This is a genomic window from Thermodesulfobacterium geofontis OPF15 (assembly GCF_000215975.1).
GTDB lineage: Bacteria > Desulfobacterota > Thermodesulfobacteria > Thermodesulfobacteriales > Thermodesulfobacteriaceae > Thermodesulfobacterium > Thermodesulfobacterium geofontis.
Genome location: NC_015682.1, coordinates 586418 through 603938, shown reverse-complemented (window position 1 = coordinate 603938; position 17521 = coordinate 586418). Strand labels below are relative to the sequence as shown.

At 30.9% G+C, this 17521-nt stretch carries 16 protein-coding genes; 6 read left to right on the top strand and 10 right to left on the bottom strand.

Annotation, left to right across the window (positions count from 1 at the left end; all coding sequences use genetic code 11):
- Positions 1 to 12 precede the first annotated feature (12 nt).
- From TOPB45_RS03165 to TOPB45_RS03140, 6 genes are read left to right on the top strand one after another with little or no spacing between them, the layout of a single operon-like run.
- On the top strand, positions 13 to 1281 hold the full coding sequence (locus tag TOPB45_RS03165; protein ID WP_013909408.1) for a nicotinamide-nucleotide amidohydrolase family protein: 1269 nt from the start codon (positions 13 to 15) through the stop codon (positions 1279 to 1281).
- Positions 1223 to 1807 (top strand): RNA 2',3'-cyclic phosphodiesterase, encoded by a 585-nt coding sequence (gene thpR / locus TOPB45_RS03160; RefSeq protein ID WP_013909407.1) that lies wholly within the window; start codon positions 1223 to 1225, stop codon positions 1805 to 1807. Before TOPB45_RS03165 ends, thpR begins: the two co-directional genes overlap by 59 nt.
- The gene (locus tag TOPB45_RS03155; RefSeq protein ID WP_013909406.1) at positions 1800 to 2219 is read left to right on the top strand and encodes a phosphate-starvation-inducible PsiE family protein; all 420 of its coding nucleotides are present in this window, start codon (positions 1800 to 1802) and stop codon (positions 2217 to 2219) included. The genes thpR and TOPB45_RS03155 overlap by 8 nt, the downstream gene beginning before the upstream one ends.
- Before the next feature lie 13 nt (positions 2220 to 2232).
- Positions 2233 to 3861: a peptide-binding protein gene (locus TOPB45_RS03150; RefSeq protein ID WP_013909405.1), complete on the top strand. Its 1629-nt coding sequence runs from the start codon at positions 2233 to 2235 to the stop codon at positions 3859 to 3861.
- Positions 3862 to 3910: 49 nt separating this feature from the next.
- The gene (locus TOPB45_RS03145; protein WP_013909404.1) at positions 3911 to 4912 is read left to right on the top strand and encodes an NAD(P)H-dependent glycerol-3-phosphate dehydrogenase; all 1002 of its coding nucleotides are present in this window, start codon (positions 3911 to 3913) and stop codon (positions 4910 to 4912) included.
- A 35-nt stretch (positions 4913 to 4947) separates the two neighbouring features.
- Positions 4948 to 5304 (top strand): DsrE family protein, encoded by a 357-nt coding sequence (locus TOPB45_RS03140; protein WP_013909403.1) that lies wholly within the window; start codon positions 4948 to 4950, stop codon positions 5302 to 5304.
- 3 nt (positions 5305 to 5307) lie between these two features.
- Here the strand turns inward: TOPB45_RS03140 and TOPB45_RS03135 are convergent, their stop codons facing one another.
- From TOPB45_RS03135 to TOPB45_RS03090, 10 genes are all read right to left on the bottom strand, one after another.
- The gene (locus TOPB45_RS03135; protein ID WP_013909402.1) at positions 5308 to 7431 is read right to left on the bottom strand and encodes an amylo-alpha-1,6-glucosidase; all 2124 of its coding nucleotides are present in this window, start codon (positions 7429 to 7431) and stop codon (positions 5308 to 5310) included.
- A gap of 7 nt (positions 7432 to 7438) precedes the next feature.
- On the bottom strand, positions 7439 to 8485 hold the full coding sequence (locus TOPB45_RS03130; RefSeq protein ID WP_013909401.1) for a glycosyltransferase family 4 protein: 1047 nt from the start codon (positions 8483 to 8485) through the stop codon (positions 7439 to 7441).
- A gap of 111 nt (positions 8486 to 8596) precedes the next feature.
- The gene (locus TOPB45_RS03125; protein WP_013909400.1) at positions 8597 to 9442 is read right to left on the bottom strand and encodes a ParB/RepB/Spo0J family partition protein; all 846 of its coding nucleotides are present in this window, start codon (positions 9440 to 9442) and stop codon (positions 8597 to 8599) included.
- Between the two features lies 1 nt (position 9443).
- Positions 9444 to 10913 carry an Asp-tRNA(Asn)/Glu-tRNA(Gln) amidotransferase subunit GatA gene (gene gatA, locus TOPB45_RS03120; RefSeq protein WP_013909399.1) on the bottom strand — a complete coding sequence of 490 codons (1470 nt, stop codon included), beginning with the start codon at positions 10911 to 10913 and terminating at the stop codon, positions 9444 to 9446.
- A gap of 16 nt (positions 10914 to 10929) precedes the next feature.
- Positions 10930 to 11223: an Asp-tRNA(Asn)/Glu-tRNA(Gln) amidotransferase subunit GatC gene (gene gatC, locus TOPB45_RS03115; RefSeq protein WP_013909398.1), complete on the bottom strand. Its 294-nt coding sequence runs from the start codon at positions 11221 to 11223 to the stop codon at positions 10930 to 10932.
- Positions 11208 to 11993 carry a hydroxymethylpyrimidine/phosphomethylpyrimidine kinase gene (locus TOPB45_RS03110; protein ID WP_013909397.1) on the bottom strand — a complete coding sequence of 262 codons (786 nt, stop codon included), beginning with the start codon at positions 11991 to 11993 and terminating at the stop codon, positions 11208 to 11210. The genes gatC and TOPB45_RS03110 overlap by 16 nt, the downstream gene beginning before the upstream one ends.
- Entirely contained in the window at positions 11975 to 13522 is a 1548-nt protein-coding gene (locus TOPB45_RS03105) for a hydantoinase B/oxoprolinase family protein (RefSeq protein ID WP_013909396.1), read from the bottom strand. Before TOPB45_RS03105 ends, TOPB45_RS03110 begins: the two co-directional genes overlap by 19 nt.
- A gap of 2 nt (positions 13523 to 13524) precedes the next feature.
- Positions 13525 to 15471 carry a hydantoinase/oxoprolinase family protein gene (locus TOPB45_RS03100; RefSeq protein WP_013909395.1) on the bottom strand — a complete coding sequence of 649 codons (1947 nt, stop codon included), beginning with the start codon at positions 15469 to 15471 and terminating at the stop codon, positions 13525 to 13527.
- Positions 15472 to 15473: 2 nt separating this feature from the next.
- Positions 15474 to 16874: a tRNA uridine-5-carboxymethylaminomethyl(34) synthesis GTPase MnmE gene (mnmE, locus tag TOPB45_RS03095; RefSeq protein ID WP_013909394.1), complete on the bottom strand. Its 1401-nt coding sequence runs from the start codon at positions 16872 to 16874 to the stop codon at positions 15474 to 15476.
- The gene (locus TOPB45_RS03090) at positions 16875 to 17513 is read right to left on the bottom strand and encodes a Jag family protein (protein ID WP_013909393.1); all 639 of its coding nucleotides are present in this window, start codon (positions 17511 to 17513) and stop codon (positions 16875 to 16877) included.
- Positions 17514 to 17521 lie beyond the last annotated feature (8 nt).

The window sequence follows — 17521 nt, the reverse complement described above, 5'->3', positions numbered from 1 at the left end:
ATTTATTTTAGAATGATTGGGGCTTTGATTTTTATTGGAGATGAGCTTATCTGCGGTGCTATTGAGAATACTAATAGTGTTTTTGCAGGAAGAATATTAACTTCCTATGGATTTGAAATTGGCGAAATTGTTACTTTGCCAGATAAAATTGAAATCATTTCTGAATATCTAAAAAATCTTATTGAAAAATATGAGTTTCTGATAATCTGTGGTGGCCTTGGACCTACAGATGACGATTTAACTAATTTAGCTGTAGCAAAGGCTTTTAATTTAGAATTAAAAGAAAATAAAGACTTTCTTTCTGCTATTTATTCAGCTAAGGAATATAGGAAATCCCAAGAAATAGCAAAAAAGATGGCTTTAATTCCAGAAGGTGCAATTCCTTTATCAAAAAATTTTTCTTCTGCAGGATATCTTTTAAAAATAAAAAATAAATCCCTTTTTTTCCTACCAGGTGTTCCCTATCAGTTTGAAAATCTTCTTCAAACAGAAGTTATACCAAAACTTTTAGAATTATTTCCTGAAAGAACTAAAAGAATTATCAAAACCCTTAGATTTTTTGATCTTAATGAAACCGATCTTAATCAGGTTATAAGTAGCCTCCCAGAAGATATTCTTTCTCCTATCAAAATAGGCTATTATCCAATATTCCCGGAACTTAAATTAATTTTGCAAGGAAAGGAAGAAAAAGATTTAGAAGTTTTTATAAATAAATTAAAAGAAACCTTTTTACCTTATTTGGTAAGCGAAAAGGATAAAAGTTTACCTCAAGTAATTGGAGAACTTTTAAAAACCCGAGAGGAAAAACTTGCTACTGCTGAATCTTGTACAGGGGGTATGCTTGCTTCAATAATTACTTCGGTTTCTGGAAGTTCTCTTTATTTTGATAGAGGATTTGTTACTTATAGTCCTGAAAGCAAAATAGAACTCTTGGGAGTTAAAAAGGAAACCATAGAAAAATTTGATGTAGTAAGTTATGAAGTTGCTATGGAAATGGCAGAAGGAGTAAGAAAAAAAACAAAAGTAGATTATGCTTTAAGTATAACAGGTTTTGCTGGCCCAACTGGAGGAACACCTGAAAATCCTGTAGGCACAGTTTATATAGGCTTTTCTTATAAAAACAAAATAAAGGCTTTTAGATTTAGCCTATCAGGAGATAGAAACCAGATCCAGCTTTTGGCAAGTTATACATCCCTTGATATTTTGAGGAGGTATCTTCTTTATGGTGAGAGTTTTTTTAGCTATAGATTTGCCACAGGAATTAAAGAAAGAACTTTTTAATTTGAGCAAAGTTCTCAATTGTGAAGGTTTAAAATTAAAATGGGTGGAAGAAGAAAATTTACATCTTACTCTTCGTTTTTTTGGAAATATCTCAGAAAATTTAGTAGAAAAGATTTATGAAAAGTGTAAAGATGTCTGCAAAAAATTAGAACCCTTCGAACTTGAACTTGATCTCGCTTCCTATTTTCCTTTAAAAGGCACACCCAGAGTAATATGGATTGGGATAAATTCAGCTTCTAATAATCTTTTTAAGCTTGATAATTTATTGAAAAAAGCTTTTAAACCTTTAAAATTAAAAGAAGAAAGAGAGGAATTCCATCCTCATGTAACTTTACTTCGAGTTAAAGAAAAAACAGATCCTGTAGCTCTGAAAAAATTTTTTGAAGAAATTAAAAAGGCTTCAGAAAAATTAAAAGGAAAGTCCTTTTTGGTAAAAGAGCTCATAATCTTTAAAAGCGATCTTTTCCCATCTGGTCCCAAATATACACCTTTAAAAACAATTCCCTTAGGAGAAAAAAATGATTGATTGGCAGAACTTGTTCTTAAAAATTTATTCTAATATTATAAGAATTTCTTATAATCTTGTTGTTATAATCCTATTATTTGTAACTGCAGTAATAATTATTAGAACTATTTCAGAATTAGGATATATCATTACTGAAAGAACTATAAGATTAGGAATTAAAGAGCTAGTAATAAATATTCTATCTCTTATAGTTATTTTGGAACTTATAAGAGCCTTTGTAGAATATTTTGAACACCATCAAGTGCATATGGAAATCCTTATCGAAGCTATAATAGCTTTTCTTATAAGAGAATTTATGATTTTTCTTTTTGAAGGAAAATTTTCTGGTATTGATATTTTCTTATGGTCATTAGGTATATTTTTCCTTGTTTTTGCAAGAGGATTGGCTGTTTTTTCAAAAAAATTTAAATAGAAAAGAAACTCCAATGAAATTTAAAGTTTTTTTTATAATTATCTTGTCTACTTTTTTTCTTTTCTCTTCTTTTGCCATTGAAAATACATCCAATTTATCGAAAGACGTTCCCGATTATGGAGATGCTTTAATTATAGGCTCTATAGCTGATGCAAGTATTCTTATTCCAATGATAGCAACTGATGTAATGAGTCATGAAGTAGCAGGACGCATTTTTTTAGGTGTAGTAAAATATACACCAGATCTTAGAATAATAGGAGACCTTGCTGAAAAATTTGAAATATCTCCTGATCAAAAAACCATAACTTTTTATTTAAAAAGGGGGGTTAAATGGGCAGATGGAGTTGAGGTAACTGCAGAGGATGTTTATTTTGGCTTTAAACTTATTACCTCATCTAAAATTCCCTCTCCTTATGCAAGTGATTTTTTAGAAGTTCAAGATTTTAAAATTATTGATCCCTATACTTTTAAAGTAACTTATAAAAGACCCTTTGCTTTAGCTTTACCTTCTTGGGGGAATTTAGTTGTTTTACCTAAGCATATCCTTGAGGGAAAGAGTTTAGATTATTTAAAGAATGTTTTTGGAAGAAATCCTATTGGTAATGGTCCTTTTAAATTAGAAAGATGGAAAACACAACAGGAAATACTTTTAAAATATAATCCTCTTTATTACGAAGGAAGACCCTATTTAAATTATTTGATTTATAGAATAATTCCTGATCCCTCAACACTCTTTATGGAATTAAAATCAGGTGGTATTGATTGGATTTCCCTTACTCCCTTACAGTATTTAAAACTCCAAAGAGAAAGTGAATTAAAAAGCCAATTTAACATTTATAAATATTCTTCCTTTTCTTTTACTTATATTGGTTATAATCTAAATCACCCGTTTTTTAAAGATAAAAGAGTAAGAAAAGCGCTTTGTTATGCAATAAACAGAGAGGAAATTGTAAAAGGTGCTCTTTTAGGTCAGGGAATACCTGCATACGGACCTTATAAACCTGATACCTGGTTTTATAATAAAAATATTGAAAATTCTTGTCCTCACAATCCACAAAAAGCCCTTGAATTATTAAAATCAGCTGGTTTTACTAAAGGAAAAGATGGAATTTTAGAAAAAGAAGGTAATCCTTTTGAATTTACTATTCTTATAAATCAAGGAAATCTTTCAAGACTCCTTGCAGCTCAAATTATTCAAAGACAACTCTCTCAGATAGGAATCAAGGTAAATATAAGAGTGATGGAATGGACCACTCTTATTCACCAGTTTATAGACACAAGAAGATTTTCTGCAGTAATTTTAGGATGGGCAACTGGTCCTGATCCTGATCTTTATGATATTTTTCATTGCTCCAAAACAAAACCTCCGGGACTAAATTTTATAAATTATTGCAATCCCAAACTTGATAAACTTTTAGAAGAGGGAAGATATACCTTAGATAGAGAAAAAAGGAAAAAAATTTATTATCAAATACAAGAAATTTTAGCAGAAGATCAACCATACACTTTTTTATACATTCCTATGAGTTTAGAAGCTATTCATAAAAGATTTAAAGGAATTAAGGTCTCCCCTATAGGAATTGGATATAATATAGAAAAATGGTGGGTACCTAAAAATATGCAAAAATACTTAATACCCTAAACAACCTTTCGCACTTACGAAGTGAGATAAATTAGAGGGGTTATTTGAAATGAAAATTACTATAGTAGGTGGGGGAAGTTGGGGAACAGCTCTTGCTAAAATCTTAGGAGAAAAAAAATTCGAAGTCTCACTTTTAGTAAGAAGAGAAGCAGTTTATGAAGCTATAAATAAAGAAAAAGAAAACCCATTTTATCTGCCTGGAATTAAACTATCTGAAAAAGTAAAAGCTGAATTGGAACCCAAAAAAGCCTTTAAAGATTCTCAAATAATTCTTTGGACTATTCCCTCTTTTGCTTTAAAAGAAAATTTGGAAAATTTAAAAACCTATGTAAATAAAATCACTTATCATATCTCTGGTATAAAAGGTATAGATTGGGAAACAAAAAAAACACCTTTTAATATCTTAAAAGAAACCTTGCCTAAGGATTGTAAAATTTTTGTTTTAGGAGGTCCTTCTTTTGCTAAAGAAGTAGCTTTGAAGTTACCTACTGCTGTTGTACTAGCAGGAGAAAAGGAGGAAGAAACAAAAAAAATGCAAGAACTTTTAGCTATGCCCTATTTTAGAGTCTACAGAAGTGATGATCCTTTAGGAGTAGAAATAGCAGGTGCTTTAAAAAATGTTATAGCTATTGCCTCAGGAATTAGTGATGGACTAGAGCTGGGACTTAATGCCAGAGCAAGTCTTATTGCCAGAGGACTTATAGAAATAGTTCGCTTAGGATCTAAACTTGGAGGAAAACTTTATACCTTTTATGGTCTTGCAGGAGTTGGTGATCTTGTTTTAACTTGTACAGGAGCACTTTCAAGAAATTATCAAGTAGGTTATAAACTTGGAAAGGGAGAAAAACTTGAAAAAATTTTAACAGATTTAAGACAGGTTGCAGAAGGAGTTAAAACAGCAAAAGTAGTTAGAGAACTTGCTAAAAAATTTGAAATTGAACTTCCCATCTGTGAAGAAGTTTATCGAGTATTATATGAAAATGAAAACCCAAAAACATCCTTAAATCGCCTTTTATCTCGAACTCTCAAAAGGGAGTTTGAAAATTTATAATTAAATTTTATAATTTGGATTTAATTACTAAAATAATGCAAACTATTTTTATGAATCTAAAACTTCTTATACATATTCCAGATTCCAAAAGATTTGAAGCTGGCTTAAAAATGGCTAAAAATTTTATTCTAGCAATAAAAGATAAGCATAATTATTCCGTAAGAATTTTAATTAATTTTGAAGGTATTACTGTGTTAAATGAATTTGAAAAATTTTTACCTCTTTATCAAGAATTAATAAGTTTAGGAGGTGAAGTTTACTTTTGTGAAAATGCTTTAAAAGCTTTTAATATTCCTTTTGAAAAAATTCCACAAAATGGAAAAACCGTTCCAGCAGGAATTGTATCACTTGTTGAATGGCAAAATGAAGGTTATTGTTATGTAAGGGCTTAATTTTTATTTTTCAACAAAAATTTTCACTTCTCCTTCTTTTTTAATTATATTTACAACTACATCATTTCCGTATCTTTTAAGATAAAGATCTACTTTACCATTTTTTACCGCAAGATCTTTTATCCATAATTCTTCGAGAAATTGTGGAAGCATGGGGTGTTTAAAAATTATTTCATTTTTCTCAAAAGAAAGCCCAAGACATCCTTGAAGAATTAAAAATACAGCTCCAGCAGACCAAGCTTGTGGATGACAAGCAACTGGATAATAAGTTGGTCCTTCATTAGGTCTTCTTTCAAATCCACAAAAGAGTTCTGGAATTCTGTGAAGTCTAAAAAAAGTGCTGGCTTCAAAAAGAGCTTTCAATATTTTCATAGCCTCTTCCTTAAATCCATATAAAGAAAGACCAAAAGCAATAAGTGCATTATCATGGGGCCAAACGGAACCATTATGATAAGATAAAGGATTATAACGAACCTCTAAGGAAGATAAAGTTCTTATCCCCCATCCAGAAAAGAAGTGTTTTTCAAAAAACAAAGAAGCAAGTATACGAGCTTTGGAAGGAGTGATAGCCTTAGTAAAAAGTAAATGCCCTGCATTACTTGCTCTTACTTTACATTGTTTTTTATCTCCATCTAAAGCCAAAACATAACAATTCATTTCATCACACCAAAATTTTTCTTCAATTAGCTCTTTTATTTTTTCTGCAGATTTTTCCCATTTTGAAGCTAACTCTTTTTCTCCAAGGATCCTTGCTAATTTAGAAGCTTCTCTTTTTGCTTTATAAACATATCCTTGAACTTCAACCAAAGCTACAGGTGGCTTAACTAATGTACCATCCTCATAAAAAATACTATCTTCAGAGTCTTTCCATCCTTTATTAGTTAACCCCTTTTTAGAAGGAAAATATTCTACAAATCCATCTCCATCCACATCTCCGTAATTATCTATCCAAGAAATTGCTAATACTATATTTTTCCAAATACTTTTGATAAAATCTATATCCCCTGTCCTTTCAAAATATTTACTGGCTAAGATCACAAAAAGAGGGGTTGCATCAACGCTTCCATAATACTTAGAATAAGGAATTTCCCCAGTTCTTGCCATTTCTCCTTTTCTTATTTCATGAATAATTTTACCTGGTTCTGCATCTTGTTCAGGATTAAACTCCTTAGCTTGATGATGAGCTAAAAATGCCAGAGTTCCTTTAGCAATAGAAGGATTTATCCATAAACACTCTAAAGCTGTAATAATACCATCTCTTCCGAAAACAGTATTAAACCATGGAATACCTGCATAAGGATAAACCCCATATTCTGTAGAAGTAGTAAGCATTACTATATCAGCCCACGATCTTTTAAGCCATTGATTAAATTGTTCGTTAGATGTATAAATCTTACAACTTTTATTTTCCCAATCCTTTACACGTCTTTTTATATAATAAAACGCCTTTTTATAAGAACATTTTGTTAAATTTTGTTTTTCTATTAAACATTTAACAGTTAAATAAAAAGTAAAACTCTCTTTTGGATTTAATTTAACTTTATAAGTCGCTTTAGTAGAAAATATATTTTCAGGAGGAGGATTAAAGGAAACGATTGTTTCTCTTATAATATTATCAAGTCCTTCATAAATAAACTTTATTTTATCTTTTTTTACTTCTACAGGAAAAAACTTTCCTTTTCTTTTTCTTTTATAACCTCTAACTTCAAATATATCTGCAAAATCATTATTGAAATAAAAATTTAATTCCAATTCTACAGGGAGAAGAAAAAAATTTTTAAGATGAATTTTTTCATAGCAACAATTTTCATATAAAAACTTAGATCTTAAAATGTGAATATTACCTTTAGGAATTATAATTTCCCCATTTTTTATGATATCTGGATTTGTTAAATCTACCGTTAAAAGGGAATTATCCTCTTTAACTGCCGAACTTAAAAGAATTGGATTTTTATCAAAGAGATAGAATTTCCAGTAAGAGAGAAATCGAGTACCCTCATAATAGACCCCTTCCTCATTATTTTTACTAATATCTATATTTCCGTAATGATCAAAAATTGCAAAACTTTCTTCATGTTTTAAGGTATAGCTTTCTATAAAACTTTCTATAAAAGAATTTTCTTTCATTTAGGAATTATACAGCTTTAAGTAAAATTTCTTTTTTAGCAATTTTTTGGTAAATATGGAGATATTCTTCAGCCATTCTTCTTGCTGTAAATCTTTCTTCAAATTCCCTTCTACAATCATATCTATTAAGATAAGCTACCTTATCAAGGGCATAAATTGCTGAATCTATGCTATCTACAATGAAACCTGTTTTGCCATCTTTTATAATTTCTGGTACAGATCCACAATTCCAAGCAACAACTGGAGTTCCACAAGCAAGAGATTCTATCATAACTAATCCAAAAGGTTCTGGCCAATCTATAGGAAATACCAAAGCATAAGCATTACCTAAAAATTCATTTTTTTCTTTTTCTCCAATTTCTCCAATAAATTCTACCCAAGGATTTTTAAGCATAGGTTTAATTACTTCCTTAAAATAGACCTCATCAGCTTTATCAACTTTGGCTGCAATTTTTAATTCCATACCAAATTTTTCTGCAATTTCAATAGCTCTATCAGGTCTTTTTTCAGGTGAAATTCTTCCAAGGAAAGCTAAATATTTACCTTTTTCAGGATAAAATTTATATAGGTCCTTTGGAAGACCATGATAAACATTTGCTTGCCAATTTAACCAGGGAAGTCCTTTTCTTTGTGAATAAGAAATAGAAATAAAAGGTAAATCTCTAAATTTTTTAAAAAAAGGAACATATTCTGGAAGATCAAGTCTGCCATGAAGGGTAGTAATAAAAGAAATATTATATCGAGCAGCTAAAGGTAAATGTAAGTATTCAATATGAAAATGAATTATATCAAAAAGTTTAGCATTCTTAAAAACTTCTTCTAACATATAAAGATGCCAAATTAAAGAATCTCTACAATTTTTATCAAGCCTTAGAGCACGTGGACAAATAGGAACTAAGCGAGCTTTAGTTTGGGAATCTCCACTAGCAAAAAGAATAACTTCATATCCCATATTAACAAGTTCTTCTGTTAAATAAGAAACTACTCTCTCAGTTCCTCCATAAAGTTTAGGAGGAACACTTTCATAAAGTGGAGCAACTTGAGCTATACGCATAAACTCCTCCTTATTATTTTTTGTAAAATTTTTATTGTAGGAAAATTTGATTAATTAAATTTGGACTTTTTTTAAAAAATAAGAACTAAAAATCTAAAAACAAGTAGAATTTTAAACGGTAAAAACTTTTTTCAGCTTTTCTATAAAATTTTCGGCTTTTTCAAGTTCATTAAATTCAAAAATAAAATAAGTCTTTTTCTTTTTCGTTACTACTTGAACAGGGATTCCTACAATTTTACTTAGTTCCTCTGAAAGAGACACTAAATCTGGATCAAGCTCTTTTTTCTTTTGAGAAATTTCTCCTTTTTGTAATCTTCCTACAAGCTTTTCTGTTTCTCTTACAGAAAGTCCCTTTTTAAGTATAAGATTTCTCACATAAATTTGTTTTTCCTCTTCATCAAGAGCCAAAAGAGCTTTTGCATGGCCTACTGTAAGTCTTTCTTCTAAAAGATCCTCTTGAATAATAGACGGAAGCTTCAGAAGCCTTAAAAGATTGGCAACTGTTGCCCTATCTTTACCTACTTTTTCTGCTATTTCTTCTTGAGTATATCCAAATTTTTCTATAAGATTTTTATATCCCAGTGCTTCTTCTAAAGGATTAAGATTCTTTCTCTGTAAATTTTCAATAAGTGCAATTAAAAGAACTTCTTCATCAGTAAAATTTTTAATGACTGCAGGGACTTCTTTTAAACCTGCCTTTTTTGCAGCTTTAAGCCTTCTTTCTCCAGCTACACATTCGTAAAGATCTTCACCCTTTTTTCTAACAAGAATGGGCTGTAAAATACCTCTTTCTTTTATTGATTTTACAAGCTCTTCAAAATCTTCATCTTCTTTAAATTGTATCCTTGGTTGAAAAGGAGAATAAAGAATATTATCTATAGGGATGTATTTTATAGGACTTTCCTCAATTTCTGGAATAAGTTCAGAAAGTCCTTTACCTAAGGCTTTCTTTTTCATTTTAATTTTTTAAAATTGGTGGAATAAATTTCATATTAACTTCCTTTTCTATTTGATAAGCAAGACTTAAGACATGTTCATCCTTAAAATGGGGTCCAATTACTTGTATAGCAACAGGAAGATTATTAGAAGTAAGACCTACCGGAACACTTATTCCGGGTAGTCCTGCTAAATTAACAGGGATAGTAAAGATATCTGAAAGATACATCTGTAAAGGATCAGAAATTTTTTCTCCTATTTTAAAAGGTGGAGTAGGAGTTACAGGAGCTAAAATCAAATCTACTTCCTTAAAAGCTTCCAAGAAATCCTGTAAAATTAAGGTTCTAACTTTAGAAGCTTTTAAATAAAAAGCATCATAATAACCTGCAGAAAGAGAATAAGCACCAAGCATTATCCTTCTTTTAACCTCCTTACCAAAACCAAGAGCTCTACTTTTTTTATACATTTCAATTAAACTTTTTGCTTCAGCCCTAAATCCATATTTTACTCCATCATAACGAGCTAAATTTGAAAAGGCTTCAGAAGGAGCAATAATGTAGTAAGTGGCAACTGCATATTCTGTATGAGGAAGATTTATTTCTTTTATATGGTGTTTACTTTTAAGTCTTTCTATGATTTCTAAAATTATTTTGGTCATTTCTGCATCTATCTCACCTTCAAAATATTCCTTAGGAAGACCTATTTTATAAGAAGTTTTTTCATTTTCTTTAATAGACTTCAAAAAATCAGGAACATCAATAGGAGCTGAGGTAGAATCTTTTGGATCATATCCTGCTATAATTTGTAATAAATAAGCTGTATCTTCTACTGTTAAACCAAAAGGACCTATTTGATCAAGGGAAGAAGCAAAAGCTACTAATCCAAAACGAGATACTAATCCATAGGTAGGTTTCATTCCTACAACTCCACAAAATGCTGCAGGTTGTCTTATAGATCCACCTGTATCTGATCCAAGAGACCCAAGTCCCATTCTACTTGCAACTGCTGCAGCTGAACCACCAGATGAACCACCAGGAACTCTTTCTAAATCCCAAGGATTATGGGTAGGGAAAAAAGCAGAATTCTCAGTTGATGAACCCATGGCAAATTCATCTAAATTTGTTTTTCCTATAAATATTGCTCCTTCAGCTTTAAGTTTTTCAATAACTGTTGCATCATAGGGAGAAATAAAATTTTGTAAGATTTTAGATGCACAAGTAGTAGGAAGCCCTTTAATGCAGATATTATCTTTTATAGAAATAGGTATCCCAAGAAGTTTTTTTTCTTCTCCTTTTTGAATAAGTTCGTCTGCTTTAGAAGCTTCCTTTAACGCCCCTTCTTCATCTACATAAAGATAAGCCTTTACCAAAGGGTCTATTTTCTTTATTTGTTTTAAATTTTCTTCCACAAGCTCTTTGCTACTTATTTTTTTTTCTTTAAGAAGCTTTAAAGCAGAAAGAATAGTTAAATCTTTAAGATCGATGGTTGCCATCTTTTTCTCCTAATTTTTATGGTGCTTTCACTACCTTAGGAACAACTATCATTCTTTCAAAAAGCTGAGGTGCATTTTTTAAAATATCTTCTATATAAGGAAATTCTTTAATTTCATCCTCTCTAAAAGGAGTTTTTATTCTTAAAGTATGAAAGGTTGGATTTACTTTTTCTGTATCCAAGGTTTGAAGTTTTTTAAAGTAATCTAAAATTCTTGAGAGTTCTTCAGCCATAACTTTTGCCTCTTCCTCATTAAACTCAAGTCTACAAAGATGAGCAATTTTATAAACTTCCTCTAAAGAAATAGCCATAATTTTCCCCCTATTTTCTCTTTTTCTGCTTTTTTAAGCTTTAAATATAACCAATTTTTAGCTTTTTTAAAAGCGGTTTCAGGATCAAATCCATACATTAAATAAGAAAGTAAAGCTGAAGAAAAGGCACACCCTGTCCCGTGAAAATTCCCAGATAATTTCTTTTTCTTTAAAAAAACTTTTTTATTTTTATCAAAAAAGAAATCCCAAATAAAAGAAGAACTTTGCCATCCTTTAATAATAACTGCTTTTACTCCCAAATTAATTAATCTCTCAGCTATTTCAGAAAGATGAGTTTTTTTCTTTATGCTTTTTTCCGCCAAAACTTCTGCTTCATAAATATTTGGAGTAACAATATCTACAAAAGGAAAAATTTTAGATTTTAAAATTTTTATAAAATCAGAAGAAGAAAATAGATCATAATTTAAAGTTGCTTTTAAAACAGGATCTAAAACTACCCAAGATATTTTATTTCTTTCCCTTTTTAAGAATTCTCCTATTATTTCTGCATTTTCAGAAGTTCCTATCATTCCTATTTTTATTCCTTTTATAGGTAGATCAGAGAAAATAAGTTCTAAAGATCTTTTTAAATATTCTGGATTTACTCCTTCCCAACCTTGAAATTCAGAGGTGTTTTGTAAAGTTAAAGTAGTTGAAATTCCTGCTCCTTTTAATCCAAAAAGACTAAAAATTTTGGTATCAAGAAGAACACCCGCCCCACCAGTAGGATCAAATCCAGCTATACTTAAAACTATTCCTCCTTCCCCCAACCTCCACCTCCTGGAGTTTCAATAATTATTTTATCTCCCCTTTTTACAAAAAGGTTAACTTTTCCTGGAAGATTGATCCTTTCTTTTCCCCCTTTTAAAAGTATATTCCTTCCTTTTTTGCCTTTTCTACCTCCAAAAAGACCGTAAGGATTATGTTTTCTCCTTTCAGAAAGAATGGTTACAGTAAATGGAGCTAAAAAGAAATATTCTCTTATAAGTCCATCTCCTCCTTTATATTTACCTCTTCCTCCTGAATTTTTTCTTATTGCATAACGTTCTATCCTTAAAGGATAATCATGTTCTAAAGCCTCAACAGGTGTATTAAGTGTATTAGTCATATGAGTATGAACTCCACTTAAACCATCCTTTCCCGGTCTTGCTCCCATGCCTCCTCCAATAGTTTCATAATAGGCAATTTTTTCATTTCCCATAGCTATATTATTCATTGTTCCACAAGAAGCAGCAGGAATTAGTTCTGGAAAAGCTTTAGAAAGAGCACCTAAAAGAACATCTACTATCCTTTGAGAAGTCTCTACATTTCCACCTGCTACAGCAGAAGGATAAGTTGCTGAAACAATAGTTGCTGGTTTTGTAATAATTTCTATTGGCTTGAAACATCCGTGATTTATAGGGTATTCTCCAATGGTATTTAATAAAGAAAGAAAGACATAATAAACTGCTGAGTAAGTTACTGCTTTTGGTGCATTAACACATCCTTTTACCTGAGAAGCACTTTCACTAAAATCTACTAATGCTTTTTTTCCTTTAAAGATTATTTTAACTTTTATAGGAATATCCCTATTTTCAAAACCGTCATCATCAAGATAATCTATAAAGGTATATTCTCCTGAAGGAGCTTTTTCAATAAGCCTTTCCATAGCCCTTTGAGAATAATTTTTAAGCTCTTCTATAACTTCTTTTAATTTTAAAAGTCCATATTTTTTAACCATTTCATTTAAACGCATTTCTCCTCTTAAAAGAGAGGCAATTTGAGCTTTCAAGTCCCCTTCTCTTTCGCGAGGATTACGAAGTTTAGTTATAAAATTTTCCCAAAATTCTTTTTCAAACTTTCCCTCTCTTATTAAATAAGTAGGTTTTATTAAAATTCCCTCTTCTTCAATATGAGTAGTAACTGCCATGGAACCTGCATATTTTCCCCCTATATCTGCATGATGAGCCCTTACTATAAGAAAAAAGGTTAATTTATTTTTGTGAAATATAGGTTTAATAAGAGTAATATCTGGAAGATGAGTACCTCCACAAAAGGGATCATTTGTAATTACTATATCTCCTGAGTTCCAGTTAAATAAAGGTAAAATACTTTTCATTGTTTCTGGCATAGCACCAAGATGAACAGGAATATGTGAGGCTTGGGAAACGAGTTCTCCTTTTTCATCAAATATGGCACAAGAAAAATCACATCTTTCTCTTATATTTGGCGAAAAGGATGATTTTCTTAAAACTATTCCCATTTCTTCAGCAATTGCTGAAAGTAGATGATTAAAAATTTCTAATTCGATAGCCTTCATAACTACACTCTAACTATTCTTAAGGTGTAATTATCTTCCACTTTTACTTGAAAATTTTCTTCTACCCAAAGAGTAGTAAAATCTTCCACTATAAGGGCAGGACCTTTAAAGGTTTCACCTATTTTCAAAGAATTCCAATTTATTATAGGAACTTCAATCCATCCTTTATCTGTAAAAACTTTAGTTTGAAAAAGAGGATATATTTCTTCCCCTTTTTCTACCTTCCAATTATCTTCAATAAAATTACCTTTAACTCTAATTCTTAAAGTTACTATTCCTATAGGAAACTGGCTTGCTTTGTATCCAAATTGTTTTTCGTGCTCCCTCTCGAAGTCATCTATATAATCTTCTGAATAAGGAATGGTCAATTCAAAACCCTGCCCTTTATAACGCATATCAAGAAAAATCTCATAATAAAGCGTGTCAGGTTCAAAACCAAGAGATTTCATATAGGAATAAGCTAAATTTTTAAGTCTTTCAATTTCTTTTAAAAGTTTTTTTCTTTCTTTTGCATTAATCCAGATGGTTTGAGAAAAATCTTTTAGAGGTGGCGAAAATAAAAGCCCAAAGGCTGAAAAGGTGCTGGCAAATTTAGGTATTATAATTTCTTTTATTTTAAGTTCCTTAGAAAGGGCACAAGCATGAAGTCCGCCTGCTCCTCCATAGCAAATTAATGTAAATTCCTGAGGATCATACCCCCTTTCTACAGAAACCCTCCTTAAAGCCTTACTCATAATAATGTTAGCTACTTTAATTATACCAAGAGCAGTCTCTTCTATAGTAAGTCCCAATTTTTGAGAAAGAGAGGATATAGCTTTTAAGGCTCTTTCTTTTTGTAATTTAAATCTTCCTCCTAAAAAGGTATCTGGCAAAAGCCTTCCTAAGACAAGATTAGCATCTGTAACTGTAGGTATTAGACTCTTTCCATAACAAGCTGGACCTGGATCAGACCCAGCACTTTCTGGACCAACTTTTAAAACCCCTTCTACATCCATATAAGCAATAGAACCACCACCTGCTCCTACAGTGTGAATATCTATTATAGGGATACTCAAAGGAAATCCATCTAAATTATATTCTTTAGTAAAAGGAATTCTTTCGTTAATTAAAGCTACATCTGTTGAAGTTCCTCCCATATCAAAGGTAATAACTTTTGATTTGCCAAAAGTTTTTGCAAGAATAAATGCACCATTTACACCCCCTGCAGGACCAGAAAGAATAGTATAAGCAGCTAATTTTTCAGCTTCATTTACTGTCATCCATCCACCGTTTGATTGCTGAATATAAAGTTTTACTTGAGGAAGTCTTTTTTGGAGATTTTTTAAATATTTTCCTATTACAGGCAAAAGATAGGCATTAATAGCTGTAGTTGAAGCTCTTTCAAATTCTCTGAATTCTGGGAGTATTTCATAGGATATACTTATAGGAACCCCAAGTAAAGATAATTCTTCTTTCAATTTCAATTCATGAGAAGGATTAAGATAGCTATTAATAAAACAAACAGCAACAGATTCTATTTGATTTTCTTTAAGTTTTTTTAAAACTTTTTTAATCTCCGAATTTTTAAGGTTTTTTATAATTTCCCCCTTAGCATCAATTCTTTCCTTAAGACCATAACAATTTTCTTTAAAGATAAAGGGTCTTGGTTTTTCAACAAAAAAATCATATAATTTTGGTCTTGCCTGACGTCCAATAAAAAGAAGATCTTCAAAACCATAAGTAGTAATAAAAGCTGTCTTAGCTCCCTTTCTTTCTAAAAATGCATTTGTTCCTACTGTGCTTCCATGAACAAGAGCCTCAAGGTTCTCTTTGTTAATCTGTTTAAGGGCTTCTAATATGGCTTGAGAGGGATCCTTAGGAGTGGAAAAAACTTTTTTAGATTTTAAAAAGCCCCTTTCTAAATAAATAAGATCAGTAAAGGTGCCTCCTGTATCTATAGCAACTCGCATTTTTATTTTCCGATACAAAAAGTTGAGAAAATTTGAGTTAAAAGATCTTCTGTAGTTACTTCTCCTATTATTTCAGAAAGACTTGAAATCGCTGATCTTATTTCGATAGCAATGAGTTCAGGTAAAGGATCTTTCTTTTCAAGTTCTCTTAAAGCATTTAAAAGATATTCTTTTGCATTTTCAAGTGCTATTTTTTGTCTAAGATTGGGAACAACCTCTGGAACATGAGCCCCCTTTTCAGAAGTTATTTTTTCAAAAATTTTCTTGCAAAGTTTATCAAGATTTATATTTTCCTTTACTGAAATTTCTAAAACTTCATCAATTCCCCATTTTAGTAATACCTCTTTCCATTCCTTTATATGATTAGGCTGAATATCTATTTTATTTAAAATTACTAAATGAGAAAAGTTTTTTACTTCTTGATATATTTTATAATCTTCGGAAGAGGGGTGTTCACTTACATCAACTAAAAATAATATAAGATCTGCCTCTTTAAATTTTTTCTTTGCTCTTTCAACTCCTATTTTTTCTACTATGTCTTCCGTTTCTCTAAGTCCTGCTGTATCTATAAGTTTTACAGGAAGTCCCTCAATAGTTGCTTCTTCTTCTAAAAAATCTCTGGTAGTACCTGGAATAGGAGTTACAATAGCTCTTTCTTCTTTTAAAAGGGCATTCATAAGGGATGATTTTCCAACATTTGGCTTCCCAGCTATTACTAAACTAATTCCCTCTTTATAAATCTTCCCTTCTTCATAGTTTTTAATAAGTTCTTCAATAACAGGTAAAATTTTTTCTTTTATTTTTTGAGAAAGTTTTTCTGGCTCCATTATTTCAATATCCTCTTCAGGAAAATCTATAGCACTTTCAACCAAAACAAGTATTTCTAAAAGGTCATTTTTTAGGGCATTTATTTTATTGGAAAGCTTTCCCAAAAGAGTATTAAGAGCTAAATTTAGAGCTGTTTCAGTTTTTGCTGAAACAAGTTCTTGAATAGCTTCTGCTTGAGAAAGATCTATTCTTCCGTTCAAATAAGCTCTAAGAGTAAATTCCCCGGGTTCAGCAGGTCTTGCTCCTGCCATAAGTACTAGCTCTAAAATTTTTCTAAGTATGTAATATCCACTATGAGCGTATATTTCTACTACATCTTCACGAGTATAAGTTTTTGGCTTTTTCATATATACTACAAGGACTTCATCTATAACTTTTTCATCCCTCGGATCAACAATGAATCCATAATAAAGCTTATGTGACTCGAATTCACTTCTTGGTCTGAAAGGACGAAAGATTTTTTTTAAAATAGAAAGAGATAGATCTCCACTTATTTTAATTACACCAATAGCACCCTTACCAGGAGGTGTAGCAATAGCAGCGATAGTATCTTCTGTATAAAGTTTAGGCCTCAACTATTCTTTCCAATTTAATATAACCTTCTTTTGTTTCCCTTCCCCCTCTATTTTGTAATCTATATTTTCTTCCTGCTTGACAATATTCACTACAATTCTTTGTTCTCTTTGAGAACTTATTTTTATAATTTGAGGTTCTTTATTAGTTTTAATTTTTTCAATAGCTCTTCTTACTGCATTTACAAGTTTTTTTTCTTTTTCAATATCAATACCCTCCAATTTAAGAACAATTTTTGGACCCACTCCTAAAGCCCTTGCTACTACTTTATTAGTTAAAAACTCAAGTGCTGTTAAAGGTTCCGCACCATTTTGAATTAAATACTTAATATCCTCTCCTGACAAAAGAATTTCTACTTGCATTTTATCCTTTAAGATATTAGCTTTTACATCTATTTTAAAGTCTGCATAATTAAGTAATTCCTTAAGAAACATAAGGGCACGATTTGCTCTTTCTGAAAGGACTTTATCTGTTTTAATTCTTGCTTTAATCCTTATTTTCTTTCCTGGGATACCTAAAAGACCTGAAGAGGAAGAAAATTCAAGAATTTCCAATTCGAGATCCTCAGGAATACAGCCTAATTCTTGGCAAGCAACTTCAATTAATTGATCTAAGCTCTTTCCTTCCAGTTCTTTTTCCATAATCTCCC

Bases quoted from the DNA above. Each gene is read 5' to 3' on its own strand.
- TOPB45_RS03165 (WP_013909408.1), top strand. From the start codon at position 13: ATGATTGGGGCTTTGATTTTTATTGGAGATGAGCTTATCTGCGGTGCT.
- TOPB45_RS03145 (WP_013909404.1), top strand. From the start codon at position 3,911: ATGAAAATTACTATAGTAGGTGGGGGAAGTTGGGGAACAGCTCTTGCT.
- TOPB45_RS03100 (WP_013909395.1), bottom strand. From the start codon at position 15,471: ATGCGAGTTGCTATAGATACAGGAGGCACCTTTACTGATCTTATTTAT.
- TOPB45_RS03135 (WP_013909402.1), bottom strand. From the start codon at position 7,431: ATGAAAGAAAATTCTTTTATAGAAAGTTTTATAGAAAGCTATACCTTA.
- gatA (WP_013909399.1), bottom strand. From the start codon at position 10,913: ATGGCAACCATCGATCTTAAAGATTTAACTATTCTTTCTGCTTTAAAG.
- TOPB45_RS03125 (WP_013909400.1), bottom strand. From the start codon at position 9,442: ATGAAAAAGAAAGCCTTAGGTAAAGGACTTTCTGAACTTATTCCAGAA.
- TOPB45_RS03130 (WP_013909401.1), bottom strand. From the start codon at position 8,485: ATGCGTATAGCTCAAGTTGCTCCACTTTATGAAAGTGTTCCTCCTAAA.
- gatC (WP_013909398.1), bottom strand. From the start codon at position 11,223: ATGGCTATTTCTTTAGAGGAAGTTTATAAAATTGCTCATCTTTGTAGA.
- thpR (WP_013909407.1), top strand. From the start codon at position 1,223: ATGGTGAGAGTTTTTTTAGCTATAGATTTGCCACAGGAATTAAAGAAA.
- TOPB45_RS03155 (WP_013909406.1), top strand. From the start codon at position 1,800: ATGATTGATTGGCAGAACTTGTTCTTAAAAATTTATTCTAATATTATA.
- TOPB45_RS03150 (WP_013909405.1), top strand. From the start codon at position 2,233: ATGAAATTTAAAGTTTTTTTTATAATTATCTTGTCTACTTTTTTTCTT.
- TOPB45_RS03105 (WP_013909396.1), bottom strand. From the start codon at position 13,522: ATGAAGGCTATCGAATTAGAAATTTTTAATCATCTACTTTCAGCAATT.
- TOPB45_RS03140 (WP_013909403.1), top strand. From the start codon at position 4,948: ATGCAAACTATTTTTATGAATCTAAAACTTCTTATACATATTCCAGAT.
- TOPB45_RS03090 (WP_013909393.1), bottom strand. From the start codon at position 17,513: ATGGAAAAAGAACTGGAAGGAAAGAGCTTAGATCAATTAATTGAAGTT.